The sequence below is a fragment of the Allobosea sp. R86505 genome, assembly GCF_042466375.1.
Taxonomy (GTDB): domain Bacteria; phylum Pseudomonadota; class Alphaproteobacteria; order Rhizobiales; family Beijerinckiaceae; genus Allobosea.
The window spans coordinates 3785642-3808051 of record NZ_JAXHPY010000001.1; the positions used below are offsets into that span (position 1 = coordinate 3785642).

The 22410-nt window shown below is 68.1% G+C and carries 22 protein-coding genes, 2 tRNA genes and 2 pseudogenes; 12 read left to right on the forward strand and 14 right to left on the reverse strand.

Features of this window, described 5'->3' with window-relative positions; all coding sequences use genetic code 11:
* Window positions 1-61 precede the first annotated feature (61 nt).
* The 4 genes and pseudogenes from SJY11_RS18180 to SJY11_RS18195 all read right to left on the reverse strand — a co-directional run.
* Window positions 62-352: pseudogene (locus SJY11_RS18180) on the reverse strand (IS3 family transposase); the annotation flags it as partial.
* 4 nt (window positions 353-356) lie between these two features.
* Window positions 357-1760 carry an IS30 family transposase gene (locus SJY11_RS18185; protein ID WP_376988158.1) on the reverse strand — a complete coding sequence of 468 codons (1404 nt, stop codon included), beginning with the start codon at window positions 1758-1760 and terminating at the stop codon, window positions 357-359.
* 49 nt (window positions 1761-1809) lie between these two features.
* Window positions 1810-2672 (reverse strand): annotated as a pseudogene (locus SJY11_RS18190) (IS3 family transposase); the annotation flags it as partial.
* A gap of 380 nt (window positions 2673-3052) precedes the next feature.
* Window positions 3053-3128 (reverse strand) — tRNA-Phe (locus SJY11_RS18195).
* Window positions 3129-3340: 212 nt separating this feature from the next.
* Here SJY11_RS18195 and SJY11_RS18200 point away from each other — a divergent pair.
* Window positions 3341-3431, forward strand: a tRNA-Ser gene (locus SJY11_RS18200).
* Between the two features lie 91 nt (window positions 3432-3522).
* Window positions 3523-4146 (forward strand): DUF6538 domain-containing protein, encoded by a 624-nt coding sequence (locus SJY11_RS18205; RefSeq protein WP_376988159.1) that lies wholly within the window; start codon window positions 3523-3525, stop codon window positions 4144-4146.
* 53 nt (window positions 4147-4199) lie between these two features.
* Here SJY11_RS18205 and SJY11_RS18210 read toward each other — a convergent pair whose 3' ends face one another.
* On the reverse strand, window positions 4200-6749 hold the full coding sequence (locus tag SJY11_RS18210; protein WP_376988160.1) for an autotransporter outer membrane beta-barrel domain-containing protein: 2550 nt from the start codon (window positions 6747-6749) through the stop codon (window positions 4200-4202).
* A gap of 254 nt (window positions 6750-7003) precedes the next feature.
* Between SJY11_RS18210 and SJY11_RS18215 the strand changes: the two genes are divergently transcribed.
* The 5 genes from SJY11_RS18215 (at window position 7004) to SJY11_RS18235 (ending at window position 11295) form a co-directional block, all read left to right on the forward strand.
* On the forward strand, window positions 7004-8065 hold the full coding sequence (locus SJY11_RS18215) for a sensor histidine kinase (RefSeq protein ID WP_376988161.1): 1062 nt from the start codon (window positions 7004-7006) through the stop codon (window positions 8063-8065).
* On the forward strand, window positions 8053-8784 hold the full coding sequence (locus SJY11_RS18220) for a LytR/AlgR family response regulator transcription factor (protein WP_376988162.1): 732 nt from the start codon (window positions 8053-8055) through the stop codon (window positions 8782-8784). The genes SJY11_RS18215 and SJY11_RS18220 overlap by 13 nt, the downstream gene beginning before the upstream one ends.
* Window positions 8785-9160: 376 nt before the next feature.
* Complete coding sequence (locus tag SJY11_RS18225; protein ID WP_376988163.1) at window positions 9161-9661, forward strand: peptidase associated/transthyretin-like domain-containing protein; 501 nt, start codon at window positions 9161-9163, stop codon at window positions 9659-9661.
* Window positions 9662-9666: 5 nt separating this feature from the next.
* Window positions 9667-10293, forward strand: coding sequence for a ferric reductase-like transmembrane domain-containing protein (locus tag SJY11_RS18230; RefSeq protein WP_376988164.1), 627 nt, complete (start codon window positions 9667-9669; stop codon window positions 10291-10293).
* Window positions 10294-10488: 195 nt separating this feature from the next.
* Complete coding sequence (locus SJY11_RS18235; protein WP_376988165.1) at window positions 10489-11295, forward strand: hypothetical protein; 807 nt, start codon at window positions 10489-10491, stop codon at window positions 11293-11295.
* An 88-nt stretch (window positions 11296-11383) separates the two neighbouring features.
* Here SJY11_RS18235 and SJY11_RS18240 read toward each other — a convergent pair whose 3' ends face one another.
* The gene (locus SJY11_RS18240) at window positions 11384-12439 is read right to left on the reverse strand and encodes an ornithine cyclodeaminase (RefSeq protein WP_376988166.1); all 1056 of its coding nucleotides are present in this window, start codon (window positions 12437-12439) and stop codon (window positions 11384-11386) included.
* A 2-nt stretch (window positions 12440-12441) separates the two neighbouring features.
* The gene (gene rocF / locus SJY11_RS18245; RefSeq protein WP_267519200.1) at window positions 12442-13371 is read right to left on the reverse strand and encodes an arginase; all 930 of its coding nucleotides are present in this window, start codon (window positions 13369-13371) and stop codon (window positions 12442-12444) included.
* A gap of 127 nt (window positions 13372-13498) precedes the next feature.
* On the opposite strand from rocF, the gene SJY11_RS18250 reads away from it, so the two are divergent.
* Entirely contained in the window at window positions 13499-13954 is a 456-nt protein-coding gene (locus tag SJY11_RS18250; protein WP_376989367.1) for an Lrp/AsnC family transcriptional regulator, read from the forward strand.
* 73 nt (window positions 13955-14027) lie between these two features.
* On the opposite strand, the gene SJY11_RS18255 is transcribed toward SJY11_RS18250, so the two are convergent.
* From SJY11_RS18255 to SJY11_RS18265, 3 genes are all read right to left on the reverse strand, one after another.
* On the reverse strand, window positions 14028-14711 hold the full coding sequence (locus SJY11_RS18255; RefSeq protein ID WP_376988167.1) for a L,D-transpeptidase: 684 nt from the start codon (window positions 14709-14711) through the stop codon (window positions 14028-14030).
* Between the two features lie 116 nt (window positions 14712-14827).
* Window positions 14828-16078 carry an organoarsenical effux MFS transporter ArsJ gene (gene arsJ, locus SJY11_RS18260; protein ID WP_376988168.1) on the reverse strand — a complete coding sequence of 417 codons (1251 nt, stop codon included), beginning with the start codon at window positions 16076-16078 and terminating at the stop codon, window positions 14828-14830.
* A gap of 4 nt (window positions 16079-16082) precedes the next feature.
* A complete protein-coding gene (locus SJY11_RS18265; protein ID WP_376988169.1) occupies window positions 16083-17126 on the reverse strand; it encodes an ArsJ-associated glyceraldehyde-3-phosphate dehydrogenase in 1044 nt (347 codons plus the stop codon).
* A gap of 133 nt (window positions 17127-17259) precedes the next feature.
* Here SJY11_RS18265 and SJY11_RS18270 point away from each other — a divergent pair, with 133 nt between their 5' ends.
* Complete coding sequence (locus SJY11_RS18270) at window positions 17260-17808, forward strand: arsenate reductase/protein-tyrosine-phosphatase family protein (RefSeq protein WP_376988170.1); 549 nt, start codon at window positions 17260-17262, stop codon at window positions 17806-17808.
* Window positions 17805-18716, forward strand: a complete 912-nt coding sequence (locus SJY11_RS18275) for an arsenate reductase/protein-tyrosine-phosphatase family protein (protein ID WP_376988171.1) — start codon at window positions 17805-17807, stop codon at window positions 18714-18716. Before SJY11_RS18270 ends, SJY11_RS18275 begins: the two co-directional genes overlap by 4 nt.
* Window positions 18717-18722: 6 nt before the next feature.
* On the opposite strand, the gene SJY11_RS18280 is transcribed toward SJY11_RS18275, so the two are convergent.
* The 4 genes from SJY11_RS18280 to SJY11_RS18295 all read right to left on the reverse strand — a co-directional run bounded on the left by SJY11_RS18280 (window position 18723) and on the right by SJY11_RS18295 (window position 20615).
* Window positions 18723-19007 carry a hypothetical protein gene (locus SJY11_RS18280; protein WP_376988172.1) on the reverse strand — a complete coding sequence of 95 codons (285 nt, stop codon included), beginning with the start codon at window positions 19005-19007 and terminating at the stop codon, window positions 18723-18725.
* A 7-nt stretch (window positions 19008-19014) separates the two neighbouring features.
* On the reverse strand, window positions 19015-19440 hold the full coding sequence (locus SJY11_RS18285) for a hypothetical protein (RefSeq protein WP_376988173.1): 426 nt from the start codon (window positions 19438-19440) through the stop codon (window positions 19015-19017).
* Window positions 19441-19567: 127 nt separating this feature from the next.
* On the reverse strand, window positions 19568-19801 hold the full coding sequence (gene yacG / locus SJY11_RS18290; protein WP_376988174.1) for a DNA gyrase inhibitor YacG: 234 nt from the start codon (window positions 19799-19801) through the stop codon (window positions 19568-19570).
* Window positions 19794-20615 (reverse strand): SDR family NAD(P)-dependent oxidoreductase, encoded by an 822-nt coding sequence (locus tag SJY11_RS18295; RefSeq protein ID WP_376988175.1) that lies wholly within the window; start codon window positions 20613-20615, stop codon window positions 19794-19796. The genes yacG and SJY11_RS18295 overlap by 8 nt, the downstream gene beginning before the upstream one ends.
* A gap of 286 nt (window positions 20616-20901) precedes the next feature.
* Here SJY11_RS18295 and SJY11_RS18300 point away from each other — a divergent pair, with 286 nt between their 5' ends.
* Both SJY11_RS18300 and SJY11_RS18305 read left to right on the forward strand, forming a co-directional pair.
* A complete protein-coding gene (locus SJY11_RS18300) occupies window positions 20902-21873 on the forward strand; it encodes an NAD(P)H-binding protein (protein ID WP_376989368.1) in 972 nt (323 codons plus the stop codon).
* A gap of 32 nt (window positions 21874-21905) precedes the next feature.
* Window positions 21906-22400 (forward strand): DUF427 domain-containing protein, encoded by a 495-nt coding sequence (locus SJY11_RS18305; RefSeq protein ID WP_376988176.1) that lies wholly within the window; start codon window positions 21906-21908, stop codon window positions 22398-22400.
* Window positions 22401-22410 lie beyond the last annotated feature (10 nt).

Genomic DNA, 22410 nt, shown 5'->3' on the forward strand with positions numbered 1-22410 from the left:
CCATCGAATGAAAGGAGGCACTATGGGCCAGGTTCTGCACGGGATGAACGTTCCGAGTTTTCTAGACGCCCTCGGATAGCGTTTTGTGCTGTCGTTCGAACTCGACGGGTGACAGCATCCCGTTCCGCGCGTGCTTGCGGGTAGGGTTATAGAACATCTCGATGTAATCGAACACGTCCTGGCGCGCCTCGGCCTTTGTTCGATAGACCTTCCGGCGGATGCGTTCGCGCTTGAGCAGATTGAAGAAGCTCTCGGCTACCGCGTTGTCATGGCAGTTGCCGCGTCGGCTCATCGATGGCTCAAGATTGTGGTGCTTCAGGAACGAGGCCCATTCCATGCTGGTGAACTGGGCGGATTCAACCGGTCGTCGCAACACGATCATCATACTGCTGAGCGAGGAACTTATCGAGCACCTCGATCGGTGTTTTCCATCCCAGCGTTTTGCGAGGCCGCGTGTTCATTGCGTGAGCGACGGCGGCCAGCTCGCCGGTTGAGTGCAGGCTGAGATCGGTCCCCTTCGGGAAGTATTGGCGCAAGAGGCCGTTGGTATTTTCGTTAGAGCCGCGCTGCCACGGACTTTGCGGATCGCAAAAGTAGATTTCCAGCCCAGTCTCGATGCGGAGCCGAGCGTGCTGAGCCATCTCGGCTCCCTGGTCCCAGGTGAGCGATTGACGAAGCGTCCTGGGTAGTTCGCTCATGGATTGGACAATGGCCGTGCGTACGGCTTCAGCACCGTGGCCCGCACTTGGCGGGCCGTTCTTGACCCCCTGTCCACGCTGATACCCCTTTTGGCGCGGCAGGTGCAGCAACATCGTGAAGCGCGAGCTGCGTTCGACGAGAGTACCGATCGCCGAGCTGTGCGGGCCCAGGATGAGATCACCTTCCCAGTGTCCCGGGATCGCCCGGTCTTCGACCTCTGGCGGCCGTTCGCTGATCATAACGGCATCGCCCACGAAGGACTTTCCACGGCCGCGGGTCCGCTCACGCGGAACACGCAGAGCTCGGCCCGAGCGCAAGCAAGCCGTCAGCTCACGGCGCAACGCCCCGCGCCCCTGGATGTACAAGGACTGGTAGATCGCCTCGTGGCTGATGCGCATGGTGGGATCCTCCGGGTAATCGATCCGAAGTCGATGGGCGATCTGCTCGGGGCTCCACGCGGTTGACCAGCGCCGGCTCTGCCGAAGCACAGCGCGACGCTTCTTCCATATCACCTTGGGACCCGCGAAGCCGGCACCATCGACGTTCGTGACCTGACCCGAGAGACGCCGCTCGACATAGGCGCGTAGAGCAGGGTTGCTGGCCAGCTTGCCCGGGCGGGGTCGTCGTGCCGCGCGATCGGCATGCCATTGCGCCGCGATGGCGCGATAGTCGAGGTTGCCACCGCGCGTGGCGGCGTTGCGGCGCACTTCGCGTGAGATAGTGCTAGGCGAGCGCGCAAGCTTCCGTGCAATCGCACGGATCGCCGTTCCCTTGGCAAGCTCGATCGCGATCTCCTCGCGCTCGCCGAAGGACAGAGATCTTCCGGTGGGCACAGGCGCCGAAGGCGCAAGGTGGGTTGGCGGCATCCCTCCCGAACTCCGAAACCAGCGCGGCCCCAGCGGCGTCGAAATGCCGGCGTCGACGGCCGCCTGCTCGCTCGTACGTCCGCGCGCGATAGCCTGCCAGAAACGGCAATAATGCTCACGCTGCCAGGCAGGTGGTCGTCCTGGCGAACGCAACTTCCGCCGTGTGCATCGTTCCGAAGCTCGTCGACCCGCCATCGTCACAACCTCCAATCTCTGGGTGTTGCGACGACCGGTTGAATCCGCCCTGCGACCCCTGATCTGAATGCACCAGCACGCGGTTTTTCGGCTTCCGGCGCCACACAGCAGCCAGCAGGGCTTGCAGAACCACGTTGGTCGTCTGCCGGCCTTGCATCGCCCAGCCCATGACACGGCGCGAGAAGAGATCGAGCACGACGGCCAGGTAGGCAAAGCCCTCATGGGTGCGGATATAGGTGATATCCGTGACCCACGCCTTGTCCGGCGCCTCCACATCGAACTGGCGATCGAGGGTGTTGTCGACAGCCAGCGAGGGCTTGCCACCATACTTGCCGGGACGCTTCTTGTTGCCGATTTGCGCGCGAATGCCGGCAATCTGCGCAAGCCTGGCCACCCGGTTCCGGCAGCAGGTCTCGCCTATGTCCATCAGGTCATCGTGGAGCTTGCGATAGCCATAGACCTTGCCGCTGACTTCCCATGCATCTTTGACCAGTTTGGCTTGCCGCTCATCCTCCTGCGCTCGCCTGCTCAGCGGAGCCTTCAGCCACGCATAGAATCCGCTTGGCTGGACCGAGAGGCAGCGGCACATGGCACGGATCGAAAAGATCAGGCGATGCTCGGCTACGAACGAGTACTTCACTTTGCATCCTTGGCGAAGTACGCGGCCGCTTTTTTTAAGATGTCGCACTCCTCGGTGACACGTGCTAGCTCACGCTTCAACCGCCGGACCTCGGCCGCCTGATCATCCTCACCAGAACCCGTGGCGGGCTTCGAAAACTTCTTGCGCCACTCGTAGAGGGAATGCTGGCTGACACCCAATCGCTGCGAGACCTCTGCAACGGGATAGCCCCGTTCGGTCATCTGACGCACCGCGTCGCGCTTGAACTCGTCGCTGAATCTGGCGTTGCCCATCATGGCCTCCTTGCCTCAAAATTAGGGAAGAAGGCGTCCACGAATCTAGGGGCGATTCAGTGCTTGAGAAAGCGCTGCGCTGGGAGAACCCAAAATCAGCAATACAACCGCAGCTCTCAATCCCGCCCCCCTTTGCCGGCCGTATCCGTTATTCCTCAATGTTTAGCCGTTCGGCGCAGCTGAAGTCGAATCACCCCGCGATTCGCCCGTGGCTTATGTTGTTCGCCTTCTAGCGCCGCGGCCCACTCGCGCGCCGTCGCTATCGCGGTCGGGGCTCGACCCAGGCGCACCGTGTCCCCGGCGTGCCCCCAAAGAAAACTGCCCCAGAAGGATTGTCCGCGGGGCAACGGAATTCGTCTAACGATTTCAAGGAGAAGGAGTGGTGCCCAGAGCTGGAATCGAACCAGCGACACTGCGATTTTCAGTCGCATGCTCTACCAACTGAGCTATCTGGGCGCCGGGGATGCGAAAGCCGCATCCCTGTTGGTGGGCGCGGTATAGCCAGTGACGGCGGGGCTGTCCAGTCGCTTCGTCGGCTTTCCGGTCACGATCCGGTTGCCGCAGTGGGGCGCCCCACCCCGCTGCCGAGCGACCGCCGCAAAAGCTGCGCGAAACCGCGCTGCGACGGCTTGTCAAAGCGGCCGGCCATCGGGCATAGAGCATCCAACGGAGACGTGGCCGAGAGGCTGAAGGCACTCGTTTGCTAAATGAGCATACCCCACAAGGGTATCGAGGGTTCGAATCCCTCCGTCTCCGCCACTCCTAAGTCCTTGATATTGCGTAAGCGGTTCGTCTCTCCCGAAGACGATTCTGTCACAGCCGCCCGTCACAGCACGGGGGCGTTTCTCGTATGCATCGATTCGACCGAGCCTGTCTGTCGAGGCGCAGTCATGTCTTCTGGATCCGCAAGGCGGTTCCAGTGGACCTGGCCGCGAGCCTCGGGAAGACGGACGTCCGGCGCTCGCTGAGAACCAGCAGCCCACTGGTCGCCCGCCAACGGGCGAGATCGGTTCTGATCGTCATCGAGGAGGCTTTGAGACGTTTCCGCCGCCGCCCGTCTTTGCTGACCCACAGCCTGCCCAGACGCTGGCGCCTCGATCCGTCGCTCCCCGTCGAATGCGATCTCGGCGATGTCTCGCTTCGCGGAACGGCCTACCGTCTCGATCCGCTGCCGGCCCCGCGGCGCGACCGCATGCGGGCTGTTTCCGTGCCGCAGCCAGCGGCGGAGCACCGCGACGCGCTGCGGGCGATCGTCATGAACGACGTCGCATGCGAGCGGGTCATGGCGGCGGCCTGGTTCGAGCCGCTCGACGGCACCGCGTGTGACCTGATCGCCGACAACTGGCGCGGCGGGTCGCAGCGCCAGCTCCGCCGGTTCGTCGAGGCCGCCATGATCGCCCGCGAGCGCGGTCGCACGACGCCCTGGATGTTTGGTCCCGGAGACTCGGGACGCCATTCTGAGCCCGGAGGTTGAGGACGCCTGCCGACGGCGGTCAGGCGGCTATTGGCTCATCGGTGGTGCCGCTCTCAGAAGCTGACTCTCAACTGGGCTGTGCCGCCCATGTGGCGCGTGTGCACTGCGATTTCGGCGTCAACTCGCATGCCGAGGCTCATGCTGGAGCTGAGCTTGATATCGGCCCCAGCGGCGACGAGGGCCGTATTGCGGCCCGGCCTCGCGCCGGTGACGCTGAAGCTGGCGCCGGCCAGCCCGTTGATCGAGGCGGTGAGGTCGGCGTCGCGCTGGTGGTAGGCCGCCCAGGCGGCGCGGACGAAGCCCGTCACGGGCGTGGCGCCGGCCATCATACGGCCATCGAGCTGCAGGCCGAGCTCGCTCCGGCTGGCGGTGTCGGAGCGCCGCGCCAGCATCAGCATGCCCGCACCCGCGCCCGCCCCATCGCGCTCGACGGCAGCCGGGCTGCTCGCCCGGACCAGCTGGAAGGCGGCCAGCGGCGAGAGCGTGATGCCGCTCCAGCTCATCACCGGCAGGCTCGCCTCGATCCGGCCGCTCCAGGCCTGCGTCACATAAGAGGCGGCCACACCGGTGCGGCCGAGCGCGGGAATCGCGCGATGGGTGTCGGTATCGAGACGGGCATAGCCGAGCGCGGCGGCGAGATTAACCGTGCCAAGCGTGGTGCGCCCGTAAAGCCCGGCCTGGAAGACATCGGCCCTCGCCTTGCCGAGCCCGCCCGACAGCGAGGCCTGCGACTGGCCGCCGGCGACAGCGAGACCCGCGACCGTGTTGGAGCCGAGCCTGACATCGGCTCCGACCGCGACATGACCGTCGGAGAGGTTGCGGCTCGCCGAGCCCGCGACCGCGTCGCCGTCAGTGCGCCCGGTCGAACCGAATGTCGCGCCCCAGAGCGAGAAGCGCGCCGGGTCGAAGCGCGCCCGCCCCGGCCCGTCCTGCCACGATGGCAGGTCGGCTGTGAAGCCGGCCGCACCGCCGGGGCCGCCCGAGGCGCCCGCGAGCCTGCCGGCGCCCGATCCATCGAGCATGGTGTGGAGGAACTGCCCCGTGGCGCTGTTGGCCATGGCGGGAGCGGCGGTGTGGGCCTCGCCCGAGAGCTGGTTCACGGCAGCGGGGATGGCGGCCGCCGGCAGATTGTAGATCGCAAACAGCGCCGACGGGCTGGCGCCACCCGCCACGGCCCGGTCGATGCCGCGCGCCACCGCATAGGCATTGGTCGATTGGCCGGAGGCAAGACCCAAGGACACAGGGGCCGCGGCCACGGCGGCGATCGGCGCAGGATCGGCAACGATCGGTGCCAGCGGCTTTGGCGTCAGGGTCAACTGCACGTCGGTCGCGGTATAGGCGACGCCGGTGGTGACGCCGTCGCCGAAGGAGCCGGTCGCATCAACCGTGCCGAAGGAACCGTTGCGCCCGCCCTGGGCCGACAGCAGCGTGTAGGGTGTATTGAACAGGTAAGCGCCGCCGAGCGGGACGATCCGCAGCGTGCCGGCGAGCGCGGCCGTCCCGCTCACGTTGATCCGGTCGGCGACCGCACCCTGCACCTCGGCGACATAGACCGAGCCCGCGCCCAGCGTCAGATTGCCGTTGACGGTGAGCGTGCCCGGTGAGTTGCCGGGCGAGAGCGTGCCGTTGACCGTCAGCGAGGGCAACTGCCCGGAGCCGCCGATGGTCGCGCCCGCCGCGACCGTCAGCCCCGACGAGGCCGTGATGGCGCCATTGACCACCAGCGTTCCGCCGTTGACTGTGGTCGCGCCGGTGTAGCTGTTGCTGCCCGTCAGGGTCAGGATCCCTGTTCCGGTCTTGGTGATAGACCCGCCGGCGCCCGAGATCGCGCCGGCGAATGTCGTGCTGGCATTGCTGCCGCCGATCGACAATCCCTTCGCGCCGAGAATGATCTCGCTGGTCGCGCTCGCGCTCGCCAACGAGCCGACAGCGAAGGCTGCGGAGCCGAGGCCGGAGATGTCGAGCTTGCCATTTCCGGTGAAGCTGAGCGCTGCGGTTCCGCCGGCGGCAAAGCCTGTCACCGTGATCGATCCTCCTGCCGATGTCGCGAGCGTGGCGTTGCCGAGGCTCGCGCCTCCGAACAAAGATATCTGGCCGGCATTGGCGATGGCCGTGTTGTCAAGAGACGCGCCCCCTCCAAGAGAGATGATGGCTCCTGCATCGTTGTTGACGACTGCACCTCGGACGACGCCAGCACTAGTGAGCTGTAGCGTTCCCCCAGCCCGATTATTGATGGTTGCGCTCCCGCCTTGAACGACGAATCCGCCGTCACTGATGCCCAGCACGACACCATTGCCGATTCCGAACACATAATCCCCGCTGCGGACGCGGATACCGTAGGGGAAAATCGACCCCGTGATGTCAATCGCTGTGAGGTTCGAGGCGTCGAACTCGGCGATCCGGGAGTTCACTGGCGCGGTCCCACTGACCCAGTTGCCGCCGTTGCTGTAAACGCCGTCGACCGGCACCGCCTTCCAGGTCTCCACGATCTGCGCCACGGCCTCGCCGCCGGTCACGGCCAGCGCGATCAGCGAAACACTGCCGAAAAGCGCGGCGCGGGCCTTGCCGGCCTGGCGCATGCCGCGCCCCGAAACCTGTCTCATAGCCATTCCGAGGCGGTCTCCACCGTCAACCCTGCGGGCGAGCGCCCGCGCCGGCCGCGCATCGTCCTGGAACGCACGGCCCGCCTTTCTTCAGGGCAGCGGCATGGCTGACGCCACGTCATTTCGACGAACCGGGCAGGATTGTCGACGAACCGGGCAGAGCTCCGCAGACAGGCTCACCGAGACCGCGCTAGAGAGACCGCAATGAACCCCACACGCATCAGCCGGGGTCACGAAGGGATGGGGGAACCGCAGTGACGGCGACGGGCAGATGGCGCTATCCCGGCGACTGGTCGGCCGATCTCGTCGCGCTGGGCATCCTGACGATCTACGGCACCTTCATCCGCACGCCGCTCTATGGCGGCGTCGACCGCGCCATGATCGTCTCCATTCTGCTGGAGCCGTTCGCCTGCCTGATCGCGATCGGCCTCAGGCTGGTCTTTCGCCGGCTGGGCTTCGACACGAGGCTGACGCCCGGCACGGTCGGGCTCGTCGCACTGCTCAGCATGGCCGGCGCGTTGTGCCAGTCGGCGATCGCCAAGCTCGTTCTGGCGACGGGCGGCTGGGCGGTGGCGAGCTGGAGCCCGGGCCAGAGCTGGGCGCTGCCCTTCTCCTACTACACCTTCATCCTGCTGAGCTGGAGCCTCGCCCATCTCTGGGCGGCCGCCCAGATCGAGGCGGCGACAGCCCGCCAGCGCGCCATGGCGGCCGAGACCGAGGCGCTGCGCAGCGAACTGCAGCACCTGCGCCACCAGCTCGATCCGCATTTCCTGTTCAACGCCCTCAACGGCATCGATGCCGAAATTCCCGTCCATCCCGACCGGGCCAGCGAGATGGTGCGCGAGCTGGCGGATTTCCTGCGCTATTCACTCGACCACCGCGATCTCAAGCCGGTGACGCTCGCGGCCGAGGTCGCGGCGATCCGCGCCTATCTCGAACTGCAGAAGGCGCGTTTCGGCGATGATCTCGACTTCCGCATCGAGGCGGCGCCACCTGCGCTGGCGCGATCGACGCCCGGCTTCCTGCTGCAGCCGCTCGTCGAGAATGCGATCAAGCATGGGCTGAGATCGGGCAGGAGACCCCTGCTGATCGAGATCGGCGTCGTCATCGACGGCGAGCACATCAGGATGCGTGTCACGAGCCCGGGCACCTTGCGGCCGGACTGGCGCGTCGCGGGGACGCCCGGCGTCGGTTTGGCCGTGCTGCTTCGGCGGATCGAACTGCACTATCCGAACGGGCATCAATTCACGCTGGTGCAAGCGGGCGACCTTGTCGTCGCCGAACTCCGGCTATCGGGGCTGCCATGCCTGACGTGATCCTGGTCGATGACGAACCCCTGGCGCGCCAGGGCCTGCGTACGCTTCTGGCCGCCCATCCCGATGTCAGGATCGTCGGCGAGGCCGGATCGGCATCGCAGGCACGCGCCCTGATCGACGCCGCGCGGCCCGACGTCATCTTCCTCGACATCGAGATGGCGGATGCCACCGGCCTCAACCTCGTCCGGACCCTGGAGCGACCGCCCGCGATCATCTTCGTGACCGCCCATGCCGACTACGCTGTCGAGGCGTTTGCGGTGCAGGCCACGGATTATCTCCTCAAGCCCGTCAGGCCGGAGCGCCTCTCGGCGGCGCTGGCGCGGCTTCCGCCCGCACTCGGCTCGCCCAACGGGCCGGGCGCGGTCGAGAATGCGGTGTTGCGCGTCAGATCCCGACAGCGCGCCCTGTTGCTGCGGCCTGCGGCGCTCGTGGCGCTCGTAGCCGAGCGAGATTACACGCGCATCGTCCCGGCCCATGCGACGCCGATGCTGGTCAAGCAATCACTCGGCCAACTCGACAAGTCGCTGCCGCATCCGCCCTTCCTCAAGCTGGGCCGTTCGCTCGTCGTGAACGGCCAGCGGCTGACCGAAGTCCAGCACATCGACAGAGGCGAGACACGGCTGTTCTTCGACGGGCACGACGGCCCGATCGTCCTCGGTCGTGCGGCAACAGGCATTTTCAGGAAGTCGCAGCTTGCAGCGACTCAAGACAGGATCTGATCCCAGAGGCATGAGCGGCCTCGGCGGCATGTTGAGGTGGGACCTGTGCCGCCCTGGAGACGATTGCGCCGATCGCTGTGACAGAGGCCTCAACGGGTCTGCCGCGGGTCGCTCGAATTTGTGAAGACGAGCGACCCACACGACCAATCGGAATAGAGGCGACGCAAGCTACTGAAATCAAGCCGAGAATGACGCCTCCTCGCGCGAGGCTGTCGCAAGCCGGGCGTCGTTTGGGCCCGAGCGCCCCTTGCCTGTCCGCCGGCCGCCACCTTTATGGGGCGGGTGTGCCGGCAGGGTGCGCGTCCGGGAAGCCCCGTGTCTTCCCGCGGCGCGGCCCCGCCGCCTCTCGATTGTCACCAACCATGGAGACGCCGCGTTGAGCCATGATCGATCGACCCGCCGCGCTTTTCTCGCTCATGGCTCCGCGCTCGCCGGCGCGGCGCTCCTGACGGGAGCGCCCGGTCTGGTGCTGCCCGCCCGGGCGCAGGGCCTCGCCCCGACGCCGACGATGCCGGGCGGCGCGAACAACTACATCCCCGGCGCGCCCATCGTCAGCCGCATCGGCGGTGGCGGGTTCTGGATGACGGGGACTGTGCGTCGTGCGGGCGACGGCGCGCCGCTGCCCGGAGTGCGGATCCAGATCTGGGCCCACACCACGGAAGGGCGCGAGAACGACCGCCACAGCCATGGCGCCACGCTCACCGGGGCGGATGGAACCTTCCGGCTGGAGATGCCCCAGATCATCCCGGCCTTCGGGCAGGCGCATGGCCACCTCGCCTATGAGGGCGACGGCTTCAAGACGGTCTTCCTGCGGCCCGTGATGGCCCGGTCGCGCGACACCAGCCTCAGCGCCCATTTCGTGCTCCAGCCGGCCTGAGCGGCTTGCCGTCAGTTCGGAGCGTTCTGATCTGGGTCGCCCTCGCCGTTGCGGTGGCGATTCCGATCGCTCTCGCGGCCGGGAGCCCGCTGCTCGCGTGGCGCGACGGCATCTATGTCGCCTCGAGCTTCGCGGGGGTGCTGGCGCTGGCACTGCTGCTCGTGCAACCGCTGCTGGCCGGCGGCTATCTGCCGGCACTGCGGGCCCGGCGCGGCCGGCACGTTCACGTCTGGCTCGGCGCCGCTCTCGTCGCGCTGATCCTCCTCCATGTCGCGGGGCTGTGGCTGACGAGCGCCCCGGACGTGATCGACGCCCTGCTGTTCGCGTCCCCCACGCCCTTCTCGGCCTGGGGCGTCGTCGCGATGTGGGCCGCCTTCGCCACGGCCGCCCTCGCGGCGTGGCGGACTCGCTTTCGCATGCCACCGAGGATCTGGCGCATCGGTCACACGACGCTCGCGGTCGTGATCGTGGTCGGCAGCGTCGTTCATGCCTGGCTGGTCGACGGGACCATGGAGCCGCTGTCGAAGGCGGCGTTTTGCCTGCTCGTGGTGCTGGCGTCCGCCAAGGTCGTCCTCGATCTGCGCGCCTGGAGGTTGCTCTGGCCGGCGCGGCGGTCGGCGGATCACCGGTAGACGCAGGGCAGCGGGCCGCGCGCACAGGCGACGAGCCACTTATTTCCTGTCGGACGTCTCACGCGGCGCGCTTTCCGGCATCGGGTTAACGGACCATCCACGCAACGGAGCGATACGCCGAGACCAGGAAACAAAATTGCTGCAGTTAGCCCGAATCGAGAATATTCAATCCCCGATCGCGCCGATCGCGCACTCATGGACGCCCGCATGGTTTCGACCCGCACGCTCACCGCCGATCTCGTACAGCTTGCCGAGACGCCCGCCTGCCTCTCGACCGCCGGGCTGACCGGATCCCACTATCTCGCCGCCAATGCCGGTTATCTGCGGCTGATCGAGCGGGTCTGGCCGGAAATCGAGAACAAGGAGCTGCTGGCTGCCGGCTCTGCCCTCGGCAGCCCGGAGCGCGACCGGCGCCAATGGATGCTCGAGACCAACGGCTATTTCGATGCGGAGCCCGCCGAGGTGCGCTCTGCGACAGGTCGAATCATCGCCGTCGAGATCAGCTCGCAGAGGGTGTGGTGCAGCGGCGTCGCCTGTGATCTCGAGTATTTCATGCCTCTGCCGCCGGCGAAACCTTGCGCTGCCTGCTTCGGAGCCAGCGTCACATCGTCGCGGAGGGCGTCCTTCACCCCCAGGTTCAGCGGCAGCCTCAAATCCATGAGCGTGCTGGACAGGCACATCATGATCGGACGGATTCTGTCGCTGGCGGCCGAAGGCGCCATCCTCGCCAGGCAACTGGCGCGGCAGCCGGAGACGAAGGAGACGCTCAGCACCATCATCGAGCGCCTGAGCGCGTATCAGGTGGTCAATCGCGCCAGCCCGACCCGGATCGGCTTCGATTTTTCCGATCTGGCGTATGAGCAGCTCGAAGAGCTGCTGCTCCGAGTCGCGGGCGACATCTGGCTGCTGATCGTGGCTTGCAGCGATGGCGACATCGTCGAGATGCTGAGATTGCTGGTCGTCAAATACACCGTGCCGAGGCCGGTCCTCGTCGACTGGTGACGGGCTGTCTCGCGCCCGTCAGCCAGGACAGCCTCTCGCATGAGCCGGTCTTCCGCGGCGGCTGACGCCTTACGATCGTGACCACCGCTCAATGCACGGCGGGGCTCGCCCCGGCGCGCAGCAGCATGCCGAACAGGTCGCGCGGCTCGTCGGGATCGGCGAGCAGGTCGAGTTCATCGTATTCGCCCGTGCGGGCGGCCTCCCCGGCGAGCCAGCGCAGGGCCGAGAAATCCTCGATCGCGAACCCCACCGAGTCGAACAGCGTGATCTGCCGCGCCTCGCGCCGGCCTTCGGCCTGCCCCGTGACCACGCGCCAGAGTTCCGTCACGGGATGGTCGGCGGCGAGTTGCTGGATTTCGCCCTCGATGCGCGTCTGCGGCGGATACTCCACGAAGATGTCGCTGCGCCGGAGGATGTCGGCATGGAGCTCGGTCTTGCCCGGGCAGTCGCCGCCGACGGCGTTGATGTGGATGCCGGCGCCGACCATGTTGTCGGTCAGGATGGTGGCGTTGGCCTTGTCGGCGGTCGCGGTGGTCACGATCTGCGCGCCCAGCACCGCCTCGTCCGGCGAGGCGCAGATCGCGATGTCGAAGCCGAAGCCCGCGAGGTTGTGCGCGCAGCGCACGCTCGCGGCCGGATCGGTGTCGTAGAGCCGCAGGCGATCGACGCCGAGCACCGCCCTGAAGGCGAGCGCCTGGAACTCCGACTGCGCGCCATTGCCGATCAGCGCCATGGTGCACGCCCCGCGCGGCGCCAGATGCCTGGCCGCCATCGCCGAGGTCGCTGCCGTGCGCAGCGCGGTCAGGATCGTCATCTCGCTCAAGAGCAGCGGATAGCCGGTCGCGACATCGGCCCAGACGCCGAAGGCGGTGACGGTCTGGCGGCCGTCGCGCGTGTTGCGCGGATGGCCGTTGACGTATTTGAAGGCGTAGTGCCGCCCGTCGCTGGTCGGCATCAGCTCGATGACGCCGTCATGGCTGTGCGAGGCGACACGCGCGGTCTTGTCGAAGGCCTCCCAGCGCCGGAAATCGGCCTCGATGCAGGCGGCGAGGTCGGTCAGCACGCGCTCGATCCCGTGCCGGCCGATGATTCGCATCATTCGGTCGACGCTGACGAAGCGCACGAGATTGAGCTTGCGATCCATGCTCAGTAGCTCCGCGTCGGGCGATCCAGCACGCTGCGGCCCATCAGGCTCGCGGTGAGATCCACCATCAGCCGGGCCGTGCGGCCGCGATCGTCGAGGAAGGGGTTGAGCTCGACGAGGTCGAGGCTGGCGACTCGGCCGCTGTCATGGAGCATCTCCATGATCAGATGCGCCTCGCGGAAGGTGGCTCCGCCCGGGACGGTGGTGCCGACGCCCGGCGCGATATCGGGATCGAGGAAATCGACGTCGAGGCTGACATGCAGGATGCCGTCCTGCGCCTCGACAATGTCGAGGAAGCGCCGCAGCAGCACGCCGACGCCGTTCTCGTCGATCGCGCGCATGTCGTGCACATGCACGCCGCTGCCGGCCAGCACCCGCCGCTCCGCCGCATCGACGCTACGCAGCCCCATCATGCAGACCCGCGAGGGATCGAGCACAGCCGCCAGCGGCGGAAATGTCCCGGCGAAACCGGGGAGACCCAGCGCGTAGCCCATCGGCACGCCATGGAGATGGCCGCTCTCCGTCGTCTCCAGCGTGTGGAGATCCGGATGGGCGTCGAGCCAGAGCACGAAGAGCTTGCGGCCGTCCTCGCTGGCGCGGCGGGCATGGCCGGCCAGCGTGCCGGCCGCCAGGCTGTGATCGCCGCCCAGCACGATGGTCAGGCCCTGGGCGCCGGTCTCGTAGACGGTCTGCGACAGAGCCTCGGTCCAGGCCACGATCTCGGGCAGGCCGTGCAGCGCGGGGTTGGCGTGGGTCAGGTCGCGTCGCGGTGCCGGGACGAGGTTGCCGCGGTCGATCACCGTGTGGCCGAGCGACTGCAGTGCCGGCCCGATGCCGGCGGCGCGGAAGGCGCTGGGCCCCATGTCGCAGCCGAGCCGCCCGGTGCCGTCCTGGACCGGAGCGCCCAGCAGAATGCAGGTTGTCTGTCTCATGCGCGATCGCCTCCCTGCAGCGAGGTTAGGGCGCGGCGATGGCGGGATGAACCCGCCAGATTGGCATGGATGACCAGCCGGATTTCCGTTATGGAAAGGAGAACTGCTCATAATGGACAGTCGCCCGATGGACGAGCTCGACCAGCGCCTGATCACGCTGCTGCGCCGGAACGGACGTCGCGGGGTGTCGGATCTCGCGCTCGAACTGGGCGTGTCGCGTGCCACGGTCAGGGCGCGCATCGAGCGCCTCGAGCAGGCCGGCGAGATCGTCGGCTACACGGTGATCCTGCGGGCCGACGCGGTCTCGGCCCCCGTGCGTGGCATCACCCTGATCGAGGTCGAGGGGCGCGCCAAGGACCGCGTGGTCGCGGCGCTGACGGGCTTCGCCGAGGTCACGGCGATCCACACGACGAGCGGCAAATGGGACCTCGTCGCGGAACTCGGCACCGACAGCCTGACCGCCCTCGACGGGGTGCTGACGCGGCTGCGCCTGATCGCCGGCATCGCGGCGTCCGAAACCCATCTGCTGCTGGCGACGCCGCGCAGCAGCCGGGCCGGGCTCGGGCCGCTCGCCCAGCGCTGAGGATGGGAGCATCAAAGTACGCGGCCCCGACGCCGGCAGCGTCGGGGCCGCGCGCTAAACCCGTTCGACGTGATCAGGCGGGCAGGACGACGACCTTCGTCTTCACCGGGGTCTGGTCGTAGAGGTCGATCATGTCCTGCGTCAGAAGGCCGACGCAGCCGCTGGTGATGCCCGAGCCGATCGATTCCTCGTCGAGCGAGGCGTAGATCGTGTAGAGCGTGTAGCGGCCGTTCTGGTAGAGATGCAGGGTGCGCGCGCCCAGCGGATTGTCGAGGCCGCCCGGCATGCCGCGGGCATATTTCGCCGCTTCCGGCTGGCGCTTGATCATCTCCGGCGGCGGCGTCCAGGTCGGCCATTCCGACTTGCGCCCGACATAGGCATCGCCGCTCCAACGGAAGCCGTCGCGGCCGACATTGGCGCCGTAGCGCGTGGCGCTGTTGTCGCCCTCGATGCGATAGACATAATAGTTGCCGGGATCGACGACGATCGTGCCCGGCGCTTCCTTGCTCTCGTAGCGCACGGTGCGGCGCCAGTATTGCGGATCGACCTTGGAGACGTCGGCGGCGGGAATCGGGAATTTCTTGTCTTCGACCGGCCCGTAGAGCTTCTTCGCCTCGGCGAGGCTCATCCCGTCCTGGGTGACGCAGCCGCCCAGCGCCAGCGCGCCGAGGCCGGCGGCGGAGCCGGCAAGGAAAGAGCGGCGGTCGAGCCGCTCCAGCCGAAGGCCGCGCAGGGCCGCTTCATCACGCTTGATCATCACACAACAATCCCGACTGCGCGTCGCCCGACCGAGCTGGCCCGGCGACCTGTTGAACCTGCCCAATATAGAGTTTGCCGCTTGAACGGGAGCCTGGCAAGCCTGACGGCCGGCGCTCAGGCGCTCCGCCCGGACGAAACGGCCTCGGCGCGCTGCGGCAGAGCAACCGTCGCGACGACACAGGCCGCCAGCATCAGGCCCGAGCCGATCAGGCAGGCCTGGAGGCCGCCCCACTGGTAGAGCAGGCCCGACAACAGGGTCCCGAGGAAGCGGCCGAGCGCGTTGGCGGCATAATAGAAGCCGACATCTTCGGCCGACTTCTCCGAGCCGGCATAGGCCAGGATCAGATAGGAGTGGAGCGACGAATTGACCGCGAAGGCGAAGCCGAACAGGCTCAAGCCCACGACCAGCACGAGATCGGGCCGCAGGCCGGAGCCGCCCGCCAGCAGCGCGGCGAGGCCGAAGGGGATGGCCGCCAGCGCCAGCGACCAGAGCCGCGCGGCAGGCACTTCCGACGAGAGCCCGTCGGCGCTGCGCCGGATGACGGCGGGGGCCGCGGCCTGGACCAGACCATAGCCGATCGTCCAGAGGGCCAGGAAGGTGCCGACCATCGTGAAGGTCCAGCCCGAGGCGTAGAGAAACACCGGCACGCCGACGACGAACCAGACGTCGCGCGCCCCGAACAGCGCGACGCGTGCCAGCGCCAGCAGGTTGACGGCGCGGTTCTTGGCGAAGAGTTCGCGGGCGGATTTGCTCGCCCTCGCCTTGCCCATCATCGCCGGGAGCGAGGTCAGTACGCCGAACAGGATCAGCGCCAGCATGGCCGCCATCGCCCAGAGTGCGCCGCGGAAGCCCAGCGCCTCCAGCAGGAGCCCGCCGAGGAAGAAGCCGACGCCCTTCATCGCGTTCTTGGAGCCGGTGAACCAGGCGACCCAGCGGAACAGCCGTCCCTCGGAGTCTTCGCTGCGCGCCGCGGCCTCGGCGACCTTGATCGCGGATTTCGAGGCCGTCTTGGTCAGGTCCTTGGCGACGCCGCAGATCCCTTGCGCCATCACCACCCAGGCGACGGAGGCCGCGGCCGTCCAGTCCGGCGACAGGCCCGACAGCAGCAGGAAGCCGGCGATCTGCGTCGTCAGGCCCACCGCGAGCATGCGGGTGATGCCATAGCGCGCCGCGAGCCAGCCACCGATCAGGTTGGCGACGATCCCGGCCGCCTCATAGAGCAGAAACAGGAAGGCGAGGGTGAAAGGCGAATAGCCGAGCCGGAAGAAATGCAGCAGCACGAGCATGCGCAGCGCGCCGTCGGTCAGGGTAAAACCCCAATAGGCGGCGGTGACGATGGCGTAGTTGCGGGCTCCTGCCGTCACCCGATCAGATCCCGACCTGTTCGAGATGGCAGGCGAGATCGACCATGCGGCAGGCATAGCCCATCTCGTTGTCGTACCAGGCGTAGACCTTCAGCATCGTGCCGTCGGTGACCAGCGTCGAGAGGCCGTCGACGATGGCCGAGCGCGTGTCGCGCTGATAGTCGATCGAGACCAGCGGGCGCGGCTCGAAGCCGAGGATGCCGGCGAGCGGTCCGCGCGCCGCCGCCTCGAACAGCGCGTTGACCTCGGCAGCGGTCGTCGGCCGCTCCAGTTCGAAGACGCAGTCGGTCAGCGAGGCGTTGAGGACAGGCGCGCGCACGGCGTGACCGTCGAGCTTGCCCTTGAGTTCGGGATAGATCAGCGCGATCGCGGTGGCGCTGCCGGTCGTCGTCGGCTGCAGCGAGAGCATCGCCGAGCGGGCGCGGCGCAGATCCTTGTGGGGCGCATCGACCACGACATTGGTGTTGGTCGGGTCATGGATCGTGGTGATCTGGCCGTGCCGGATGCGCAGGTTCTCGTGCACGACCTTCACCACGGGGGCGAGGCAGTTGGTGGTGCAGGAGGCGGCGGTGACGATCGGGTGCGAGCCCGGATCGTAGAGATGCTCGTTGACGCCGACGACGACGTTGAGGACCGAGGCGTCCTTCACCGGGGCGGCGACGATGACGCGCTTGGCGCCGCGCTTCAGATGCCCCTCCAGTGTCGAAGGCGTCAGGAACTTGCCCGTGCATTCGAGCACGACATCGACGCCGAGATCGCCCCAGGGAATCTCGCCCGGCTCGCCCGCCGCCGAGAAGCTCAAGCTGCGCCCGCCGATCGTGATCGCATCCTCCCCGGCGCTCGCGATGCCGCCGCGCCAGCGGCCCTGCATGCTGTCGAATTCGAGCAGATGGGCGGTCGCGGCCGCACCGCCCTTCAACTCGTTGAGATGGACGATATCGAGCCGGTTGCCGGCGCGCGGATCGTCGCCCTGCCGGTCGGCCGCTCCCAGCGCCGCCCGCAGCGCCAGCCGCCCGATCCGCCCCATGCCGTTGATGCCGACCCGCATGATCCCTGCTCCCTGCGCCAGATCCTCAGGGTCCATGAACCGGATGACGGGAACATGTCAATATGTCGGTTGAATCCGACATATTGTGCGGCAATGATCATGTCGTCATCCACCGACATAACGAGATGAAGACATGGAAACGTCCCCTCTCAAGGTTCTCTTCGTCTGCAAGGGCAACCACGCCCGTTCGATCATGGCCGAGTCGATCATGCGCCGGCTGCCCGGCGCGAAGTTCACCGTCTTCAGCGCGGGATCGCAGCCCCGGCCGCAGATCAATCCCTTCGTGGTGCGGCTGTTGACCTCGCTGAACCACGACCTCACCGGTCTGGCGCCCAAGAGCTGGGACGACTTCGCCAGGCCGGGAGCGCCCGAACTCGATTTCGTCTTCACCCTCTCGGAGACCGCCGCCAACGCCGCGCCACCAGCCTGGCCCGGCAATCCGATGACCGCCCTGTGGACCCTGCCCGACCCCGCCGCCTTCGAGGGCGACGATGTCCAGAAGGCGCTTGCCTTTGCCGACGCCTACCGCATGCTCAACAACCGCATCTCGATCTTCGCGAGTCTGCCGCTGGCGACCCTGCAGGGCATGGCGCTGCAGCACCGGCTCGATGCGATCGGCAAGGATACGGGCCGCCGCGAACCCGCCGGCGTCGCTGGAGCACCGAGGGAAGACGCCGCTTGACGCCCAGACGCCCCAACGCAGGACGGCTCCCGCCGAAGCTCGACACGATGGACGCCGTCGCCCTGCTGGGGGCGCTGGCGCAACCGACGCGGCTCGAGATCTTCCGGCTGCTGATGCGCTACCGGCCGCATGGCCTGGCGGCCGGCGATATCGGCCGGCTGCTCGCGGTCGCGCACAACACGCTGTCGGCGCATCTGGCCGCGCTCGAGCAGGTCGGGCTGCTCGCGTCGCGGCGCGACGGCCGCCACATCATCTTCGCCGCCCAGGCCGCGCGCGCCGATGCGCTGCAGGCCTTCCTGGCCGAGGCCTGCTGCACCGAAGGCCCCCTGCCCTGTGCGGATGCGGCGCCGGCCTTTCCGGCGCGACGCGACCCCGTGGCGAGCGAGCACCCGCTGCGCGTCCTGGTGGTCTGCACCGGCAATTCGGCCCGCTCGATCATGGCCGAGGCGGTGCTCAACCGCGAAGGTCTCGGGCGGATCCAGGCGTTTTCGGCCGGCTCGCGCCCGCAGGAGGCGCCGCATCCCCTGGCGCTGCGTCTCCTCGCCGATCTCGGCTACGACGTCTCGGGGATGCGGTCGAAATCCTGGGACGAGTTCCTGGGGGCGGACGAGCCGCCGCTCGACCTGGTCGTCACGGTCTGCGACGACGCCAGCGAGAGCGCCTGCCCCGCCTTCCCCGGCGTGCCGCTGCGTGTCCATTGGGGGCTCGACGATCCGGCTGCCGCGACCGGGCCGGAAGAGGCCCGGCGGGCCGCCTTCCTGCAGAGCTACCGGGCCCTGGCGGCGCGGGTGTCGGCCTTCGTCAACCTGCCCTTCGAGCAAATGTCGCTGCGTGAGCTCGCACCGGTGCTCGCAGCCATCGGCCGGATGGACGGCGCGACGGCGAAGACGCTCGACCAGGCGGCCTGAGGCGGATCAGCCCAGCCGACGGTCGCGGATGTCGAGGATGCGGTCGCACACCGCCCGGTGCTCGGCCAGCAGAACCTGAATCGGCGTCAGCGGCCGGAAGGCCTGCGGGTCGAGTTCCTCCTCGCCCACCTCGGCCCAGTTCTCGATCGCGGCGTCCGCCGCGGCGAGATGCTGCGGCGAGAGCAGCCCCTCGTCGCTCGCGCCCTGCTCCAGGGCGATGCGCTCGGCGATCCGCCGGCGCAGGCCCTGCTCGGCCGCGACCACCGCGTCGAGTTCGTCGGCATAGGCCATGGCGCGGCTACTGGATGACGCCGCGCTTGGTCAGCCCATCGATGTCGCAACGGCAGGGCGCGCCCCGCGGGGCCGGCGGCCCCGAGCAGGAGCCGCGCGAGGTGACGCAGAAGCTGCCGCCCCGGCCGCCTTCGCGATAGCGCGGCCGGTCGTCGCCATAGCGCGGGCCGCGGTCGTAGCCCCGGTCATAGCCACGATCGTAACCCCGATCATAGCCGCGATCGCGACGATCATAGCCACGGTCGTAGCCGCGATCGTAGGGCTGGGCCTGCTGCTGCCACTGGCGCTGCGACGGAGGCGGCGGAGGCGGTGCCTCGCGCCCCGGGCCCGGGCGGATGCTGGCGAAGGGATCATAGACCTGGGCGCCGGCCGGCAAGGCGCCGAGCAGCAGCGCTCCAGCCATCACCACCCGTGCGAGCTTGAACATCATCATTCCATCTCCTGACATCAGCCGTCTCATCGCGGTGACCGCGCGATCGACCGTTGCGTCTGCCCTAACCGGCGCCGGATGAATGGCGGCTGAAACGCGCCGCGGCAGATCGGCCGCCGGCCGGCACCCATCAGGCTTCCGGGTCACGTTCCTGTGACGGCAGGCCGGTTTCGGCTTCATCGACCGGCTCTCCGGGAATCACATAGCTCCCCTTCAGCCAGCGACCGAGATCGATATCGGCGCAACGCGCCGAACAGAAGGGCTTGTAGCGGGGCTGCGCCGGCTTGCCGCAGACGGCGCAGGGCTTGAGCGGCTTCACTGGGGGCGGTTCGGTCGCCGGCGGGGTGTTCTCGTTGTCAGCCATATTTGAGCGTGATCCCTCCATCGACGACCATTTCGAGGCCGGTGACATAGCGCGCCTCGTCGCTCGCCAGGAACAGAGCGGCGTAGGCGACGTCCCAAGCCTCGCCCATATGGCCCATCGGGACCTGCGCGTCACGCGCCGCCCACATCGCCTCGACGTCGCCCTCGCCATAGGCCTGGGCGAGGCCGGCGGAGTGCTCGACCATCGGCGTCTTCATCAGGCCGGGCAGGATCGCGTTCACGCGGATCTTCTGCGGGGCGTATTGCACGGCGGTGGTGCGGGTGAGCTGGTTCAGCGCCGCCTTGGTGGCGGAATAGCTGGCATAGGGCACGCCGGTGTAGCGGATCGAGGCGATCGACGAGATGTTGATGATCGAGCCGCCCTCCCCGCTCTCCTCGAACTGGCGCTGCATCACCGGGATGACATGCTTCATCGCCAGGAAGGCGCCGGTGAGGTTGACCTTGAAGACGCGGTCCCAGACCTCCTCGGACAGTTCGACGACGCCGCCGACCTCGGCGATGCCGACATTGTTGTCGAGGATGTCGATGCGGCCATAGCGGCCGAGCGTGCGGCCGACGAGATCGGCCATGGCATCCGAGTTGGTTACGTCGGTCTCGACCGCGAAGGCCTGGCCGCCCTCGTTCTGGATGATGGCGGCAGTCTCCTCCGCCGCGTCGCGGTTGATGTCGGCGCAGATGACCCTGGCGCCCTCGCGGGCGAAGACTGTGGCGGTGGCCTTGCCATTGCCCCAGCCGGGCCCGATCGACCCGGCCCCAGCCACGATCGCGACCTTGCCCCTGAGACGTCCCGACATGCGTAGTCCTCCCTGGCGCGCAGCCCTTGTGAGGCCGGCTGCGTTCGCGGCGGGCAGGATCGGGGGTTCTGCGCTCAGGCGCAAGGCGGACGGCCGACCTCGGCGCTCTTGTCAGGGGCGGCGGCAGGCGCTCTGATCCTCCCGGAAGCGCGTTGGCCGAGTCCTCGGCGGTGGAGGGCCTTTGACGGGTATCGACAGCGCAGCGCCGGATTCCGCGCCCATGGACCTGCCTGCCGCAACGGCGCAGCCGGATGCACCGACCCGGACGACCCGCCAGCGGATCGGCCTGCTCGGGGCGACCGGCACGATCGGTCGTGCGACCGCCGACGCCCTGCTGCGGCGTGGCCATGACGTCGTCTGCCTCGTGCGGCCCCATGCGAACGGCGCTGCCGCACGGCCGGGGTCCGCGATCGCCGGCCTCCCGGAGGGCGTGACCGTCCGCGTGGTGGATGTGTCCGATCCTGTCGCACTGGCCCGCGACGGGTTCGCGGGGGAGCCGTTCGATGCGGTGGTGTCGTGCATGGCGTCGCGCACGGGCGCGCCGGCCGACGCCTGGGCCGTCGACCACCGCACGCATCTGACCGTGCTCGAAGCCGCCAGGCAGGCCGGCGTCGGCCATTTCGTGCTGCTGTCCGCCATCTGCGTGCAGAAGCCGCTGCTCGCCTTCCAGCAGGCGAAGCTCGCCTTCGAGGCGGCGCTGATCGGCTCCGGGCTGCGCTATTCGATCGTCCGGCCCACCGCCTTCTTCAAGTCGCTCTCGGGGCAGATCGAGCGCGTCCGCGCGGGCAAGCCCTTCCTGCTCTTCGGCGACGGAACCCTGACCGCCTGCAAGCCGATCAGCGACGGGGACCTCGCGGACTTCATCGCAGGCTGCCTCGAGGAGGAGAGCCGGTGGAACCGCGTCCTGCCGATCGGGGGGCCGGGCGAGGCGATCACGCCGCGCCAGCAGGGCGAGGCGCTGTTTGCGCTGCTCGGCCGCCCGACCCGGTTTCGCCAGGTTCCCGTCGCGCTGCTCGATGCGATCATCACGGGCCTGAGCCTCGGCGGCGCCGTGGTGCCGTCGCTGGCGGCCAAGGCGGAACTCGCGCGGATCGGCCGCTACTACGCCACCGAATCCATGCTGGTGCTGGACCCGGCGACCGGCCGCTACGATGCGACGGCGACGCCCTCGACCGGGACGGAAACCCTGTTCGACTTCTATCGCGCCGTGCTGGGCGGCGCCGCCGCGCCCGAGCGGGGCGACCACGCGGTGTTCTGATCCGACATCGCCCCCGACGAGGAGACAACCCCATGCCCATCGTTCCCGAGCCTGTCGGGGAGGGACAGGAGAGCGTCTGGTCGTTTCCGCGCCCGGCCCGCGCCGAACCCTGCGCCCGGCGCATCGTCATCCGCCATCGCGGCGCGACGCTCGTCGACACGACGCAGGCCGTCCGCGTCATCGAGACCAGCCACCCGCCGAGCTATTATCTACCGCCCGACAGCCTGAAGGATGCGCGGCTGCGGCCGTCCCCGCATCGCTCGATCTGCGAATGGAAGGGCCAGGCGTCTTATGTCGATCTGGAGATCGGCGGCGAGACACTCCGCCAGGTCGGCTGGCTCTATCCCTCGCCGATGCCGGCCTTTCGGCTGCTGGCCGGTTTCGTGGCGTTCTATGCCGCCCCTTTCGACGAATGCCTGGTCGATGGCGCGCCGGTCACGCCCCAGCCCGGCGGGTTCTATGGCGGCTGGATCACGTCGCATGTCGCCGGCCCCTTCAAGGGAATTCCCGGCAGCCGGTTCTGGTGACGCCGGATCG

Bases quoted from the DNA above. Each gene is read 5' to 3' on its own strand.
- SJY11_RS18185 (WP_376988158.1), bottom strand. From the start codon at position 1,760: ATGGCGGGTCGACGAGCTTCGGAACGATGCACACGGCGGAAGTTGCGT.
- SJY11_RS18205 (WP_376988159.1), top strand. From the start codon at position 3,523: ATGCATCGATTCGACCGAGCCTGTCTGTCGAGGCGCAGTCATGTCTTC.
- SJY11_RS18210 (WP_376988160.1), bottom strand. From the start codon at position 6,749: ATGAGACAGGTTTCGGGGCGCGGCATGCGCCAGGCCGGCAAGGCCCGC.
- SJY11_RS18220 (WP_376988162.1), top strand. From the start codon at position 8,053: ATGCCTGACGTGATCCTGGTCGATGACGAACCCCTGGCGCGCCAGGGC.
- SJY11_RS18235 (WP_376988165.1), top strand. From the start codon at position 10,489: ATGGACGCCCGCATGGTTTCGACCCGCACGCTCACCGCCGATCTCGTA.
- SJY11_RS18240 (WP_376988166.1), bottom strand. From the start codon at position 12,439: ATGGATCGCAAGCTCAATCTCGTGCGCTTCGTCAGCGTCGACCGAATG.
- rocF (WP_267519200.1), bottom strand. From the start codon at position 13,371: ATGAGACAGACAACCTGCATTCTGCTGGGCGCTCCGGTCCAGGACGGC.
- SJY11_RS18250 (WP_376989367.1), top strand. From the start codon at position 13,499: ATGGACGAGCTCGACCAGCGCCTGATCACGCTGCTGCGCCGGAACGGA.
- SJY11_RS18255 (WP_376988167.1), bottom strand. From the start codon at position 14,711: ATGATCAAGCGTGATGAAGCGGCCCTGCGCGGCCTTCGGCTGGAGCGG.
- SJY11_RS18265 (WP_376988169.1), bottom strand. From the start codon at position 17,126: ATGCGGGTCGGCATCAACGGCATGGGGCGGATCGGGCGGCTGGCGCTG.
- SJY11_RS18270 (WP_376988170.1), top strand. From the start codon at position 17,260: ATGGAAACGTCCCCTCTCAAGGTTCTCTTCGTCTGCAAGGGCAACCAC.
- SJY11_RS18280 (WP_376988172.1), bottom strand. From the start codon at position 19,007: ATGGCCTATGCCGACGAACTCGACGCGGTGGTCGCGGCCGAGCAGGGC.
- SJY11_RS18285 (WP_376988173.1), bottom strand. From the start codon at position 19,440: ATGATGATGTTCAAGCTCGCACGGGTGGTGATGGCTGGAGCGCTGCTG.
- yacG (WP_376988174.1), bottom strand. From the start codon at position 19,801: ATGGCTGACAACGAGAACACCCCGCCGGCGACCGAACCGCCCCCAGTG.
- SJY11_RS18295 (WP_376988175.1), bottom strand. From the start codon at position 20,615: ATGTCGGGACGTCTCAGGGGCAAGGTCGCGATCGTGGCTGGGGCCGGG.
- SJY11_RS18305 (WP_376988176.1), top strand. From the start codon at position 21,906: ATGCCCATCGTTCCCGAGCCTGTCGGGGAGGGACAGGAGAGCGTCTGG.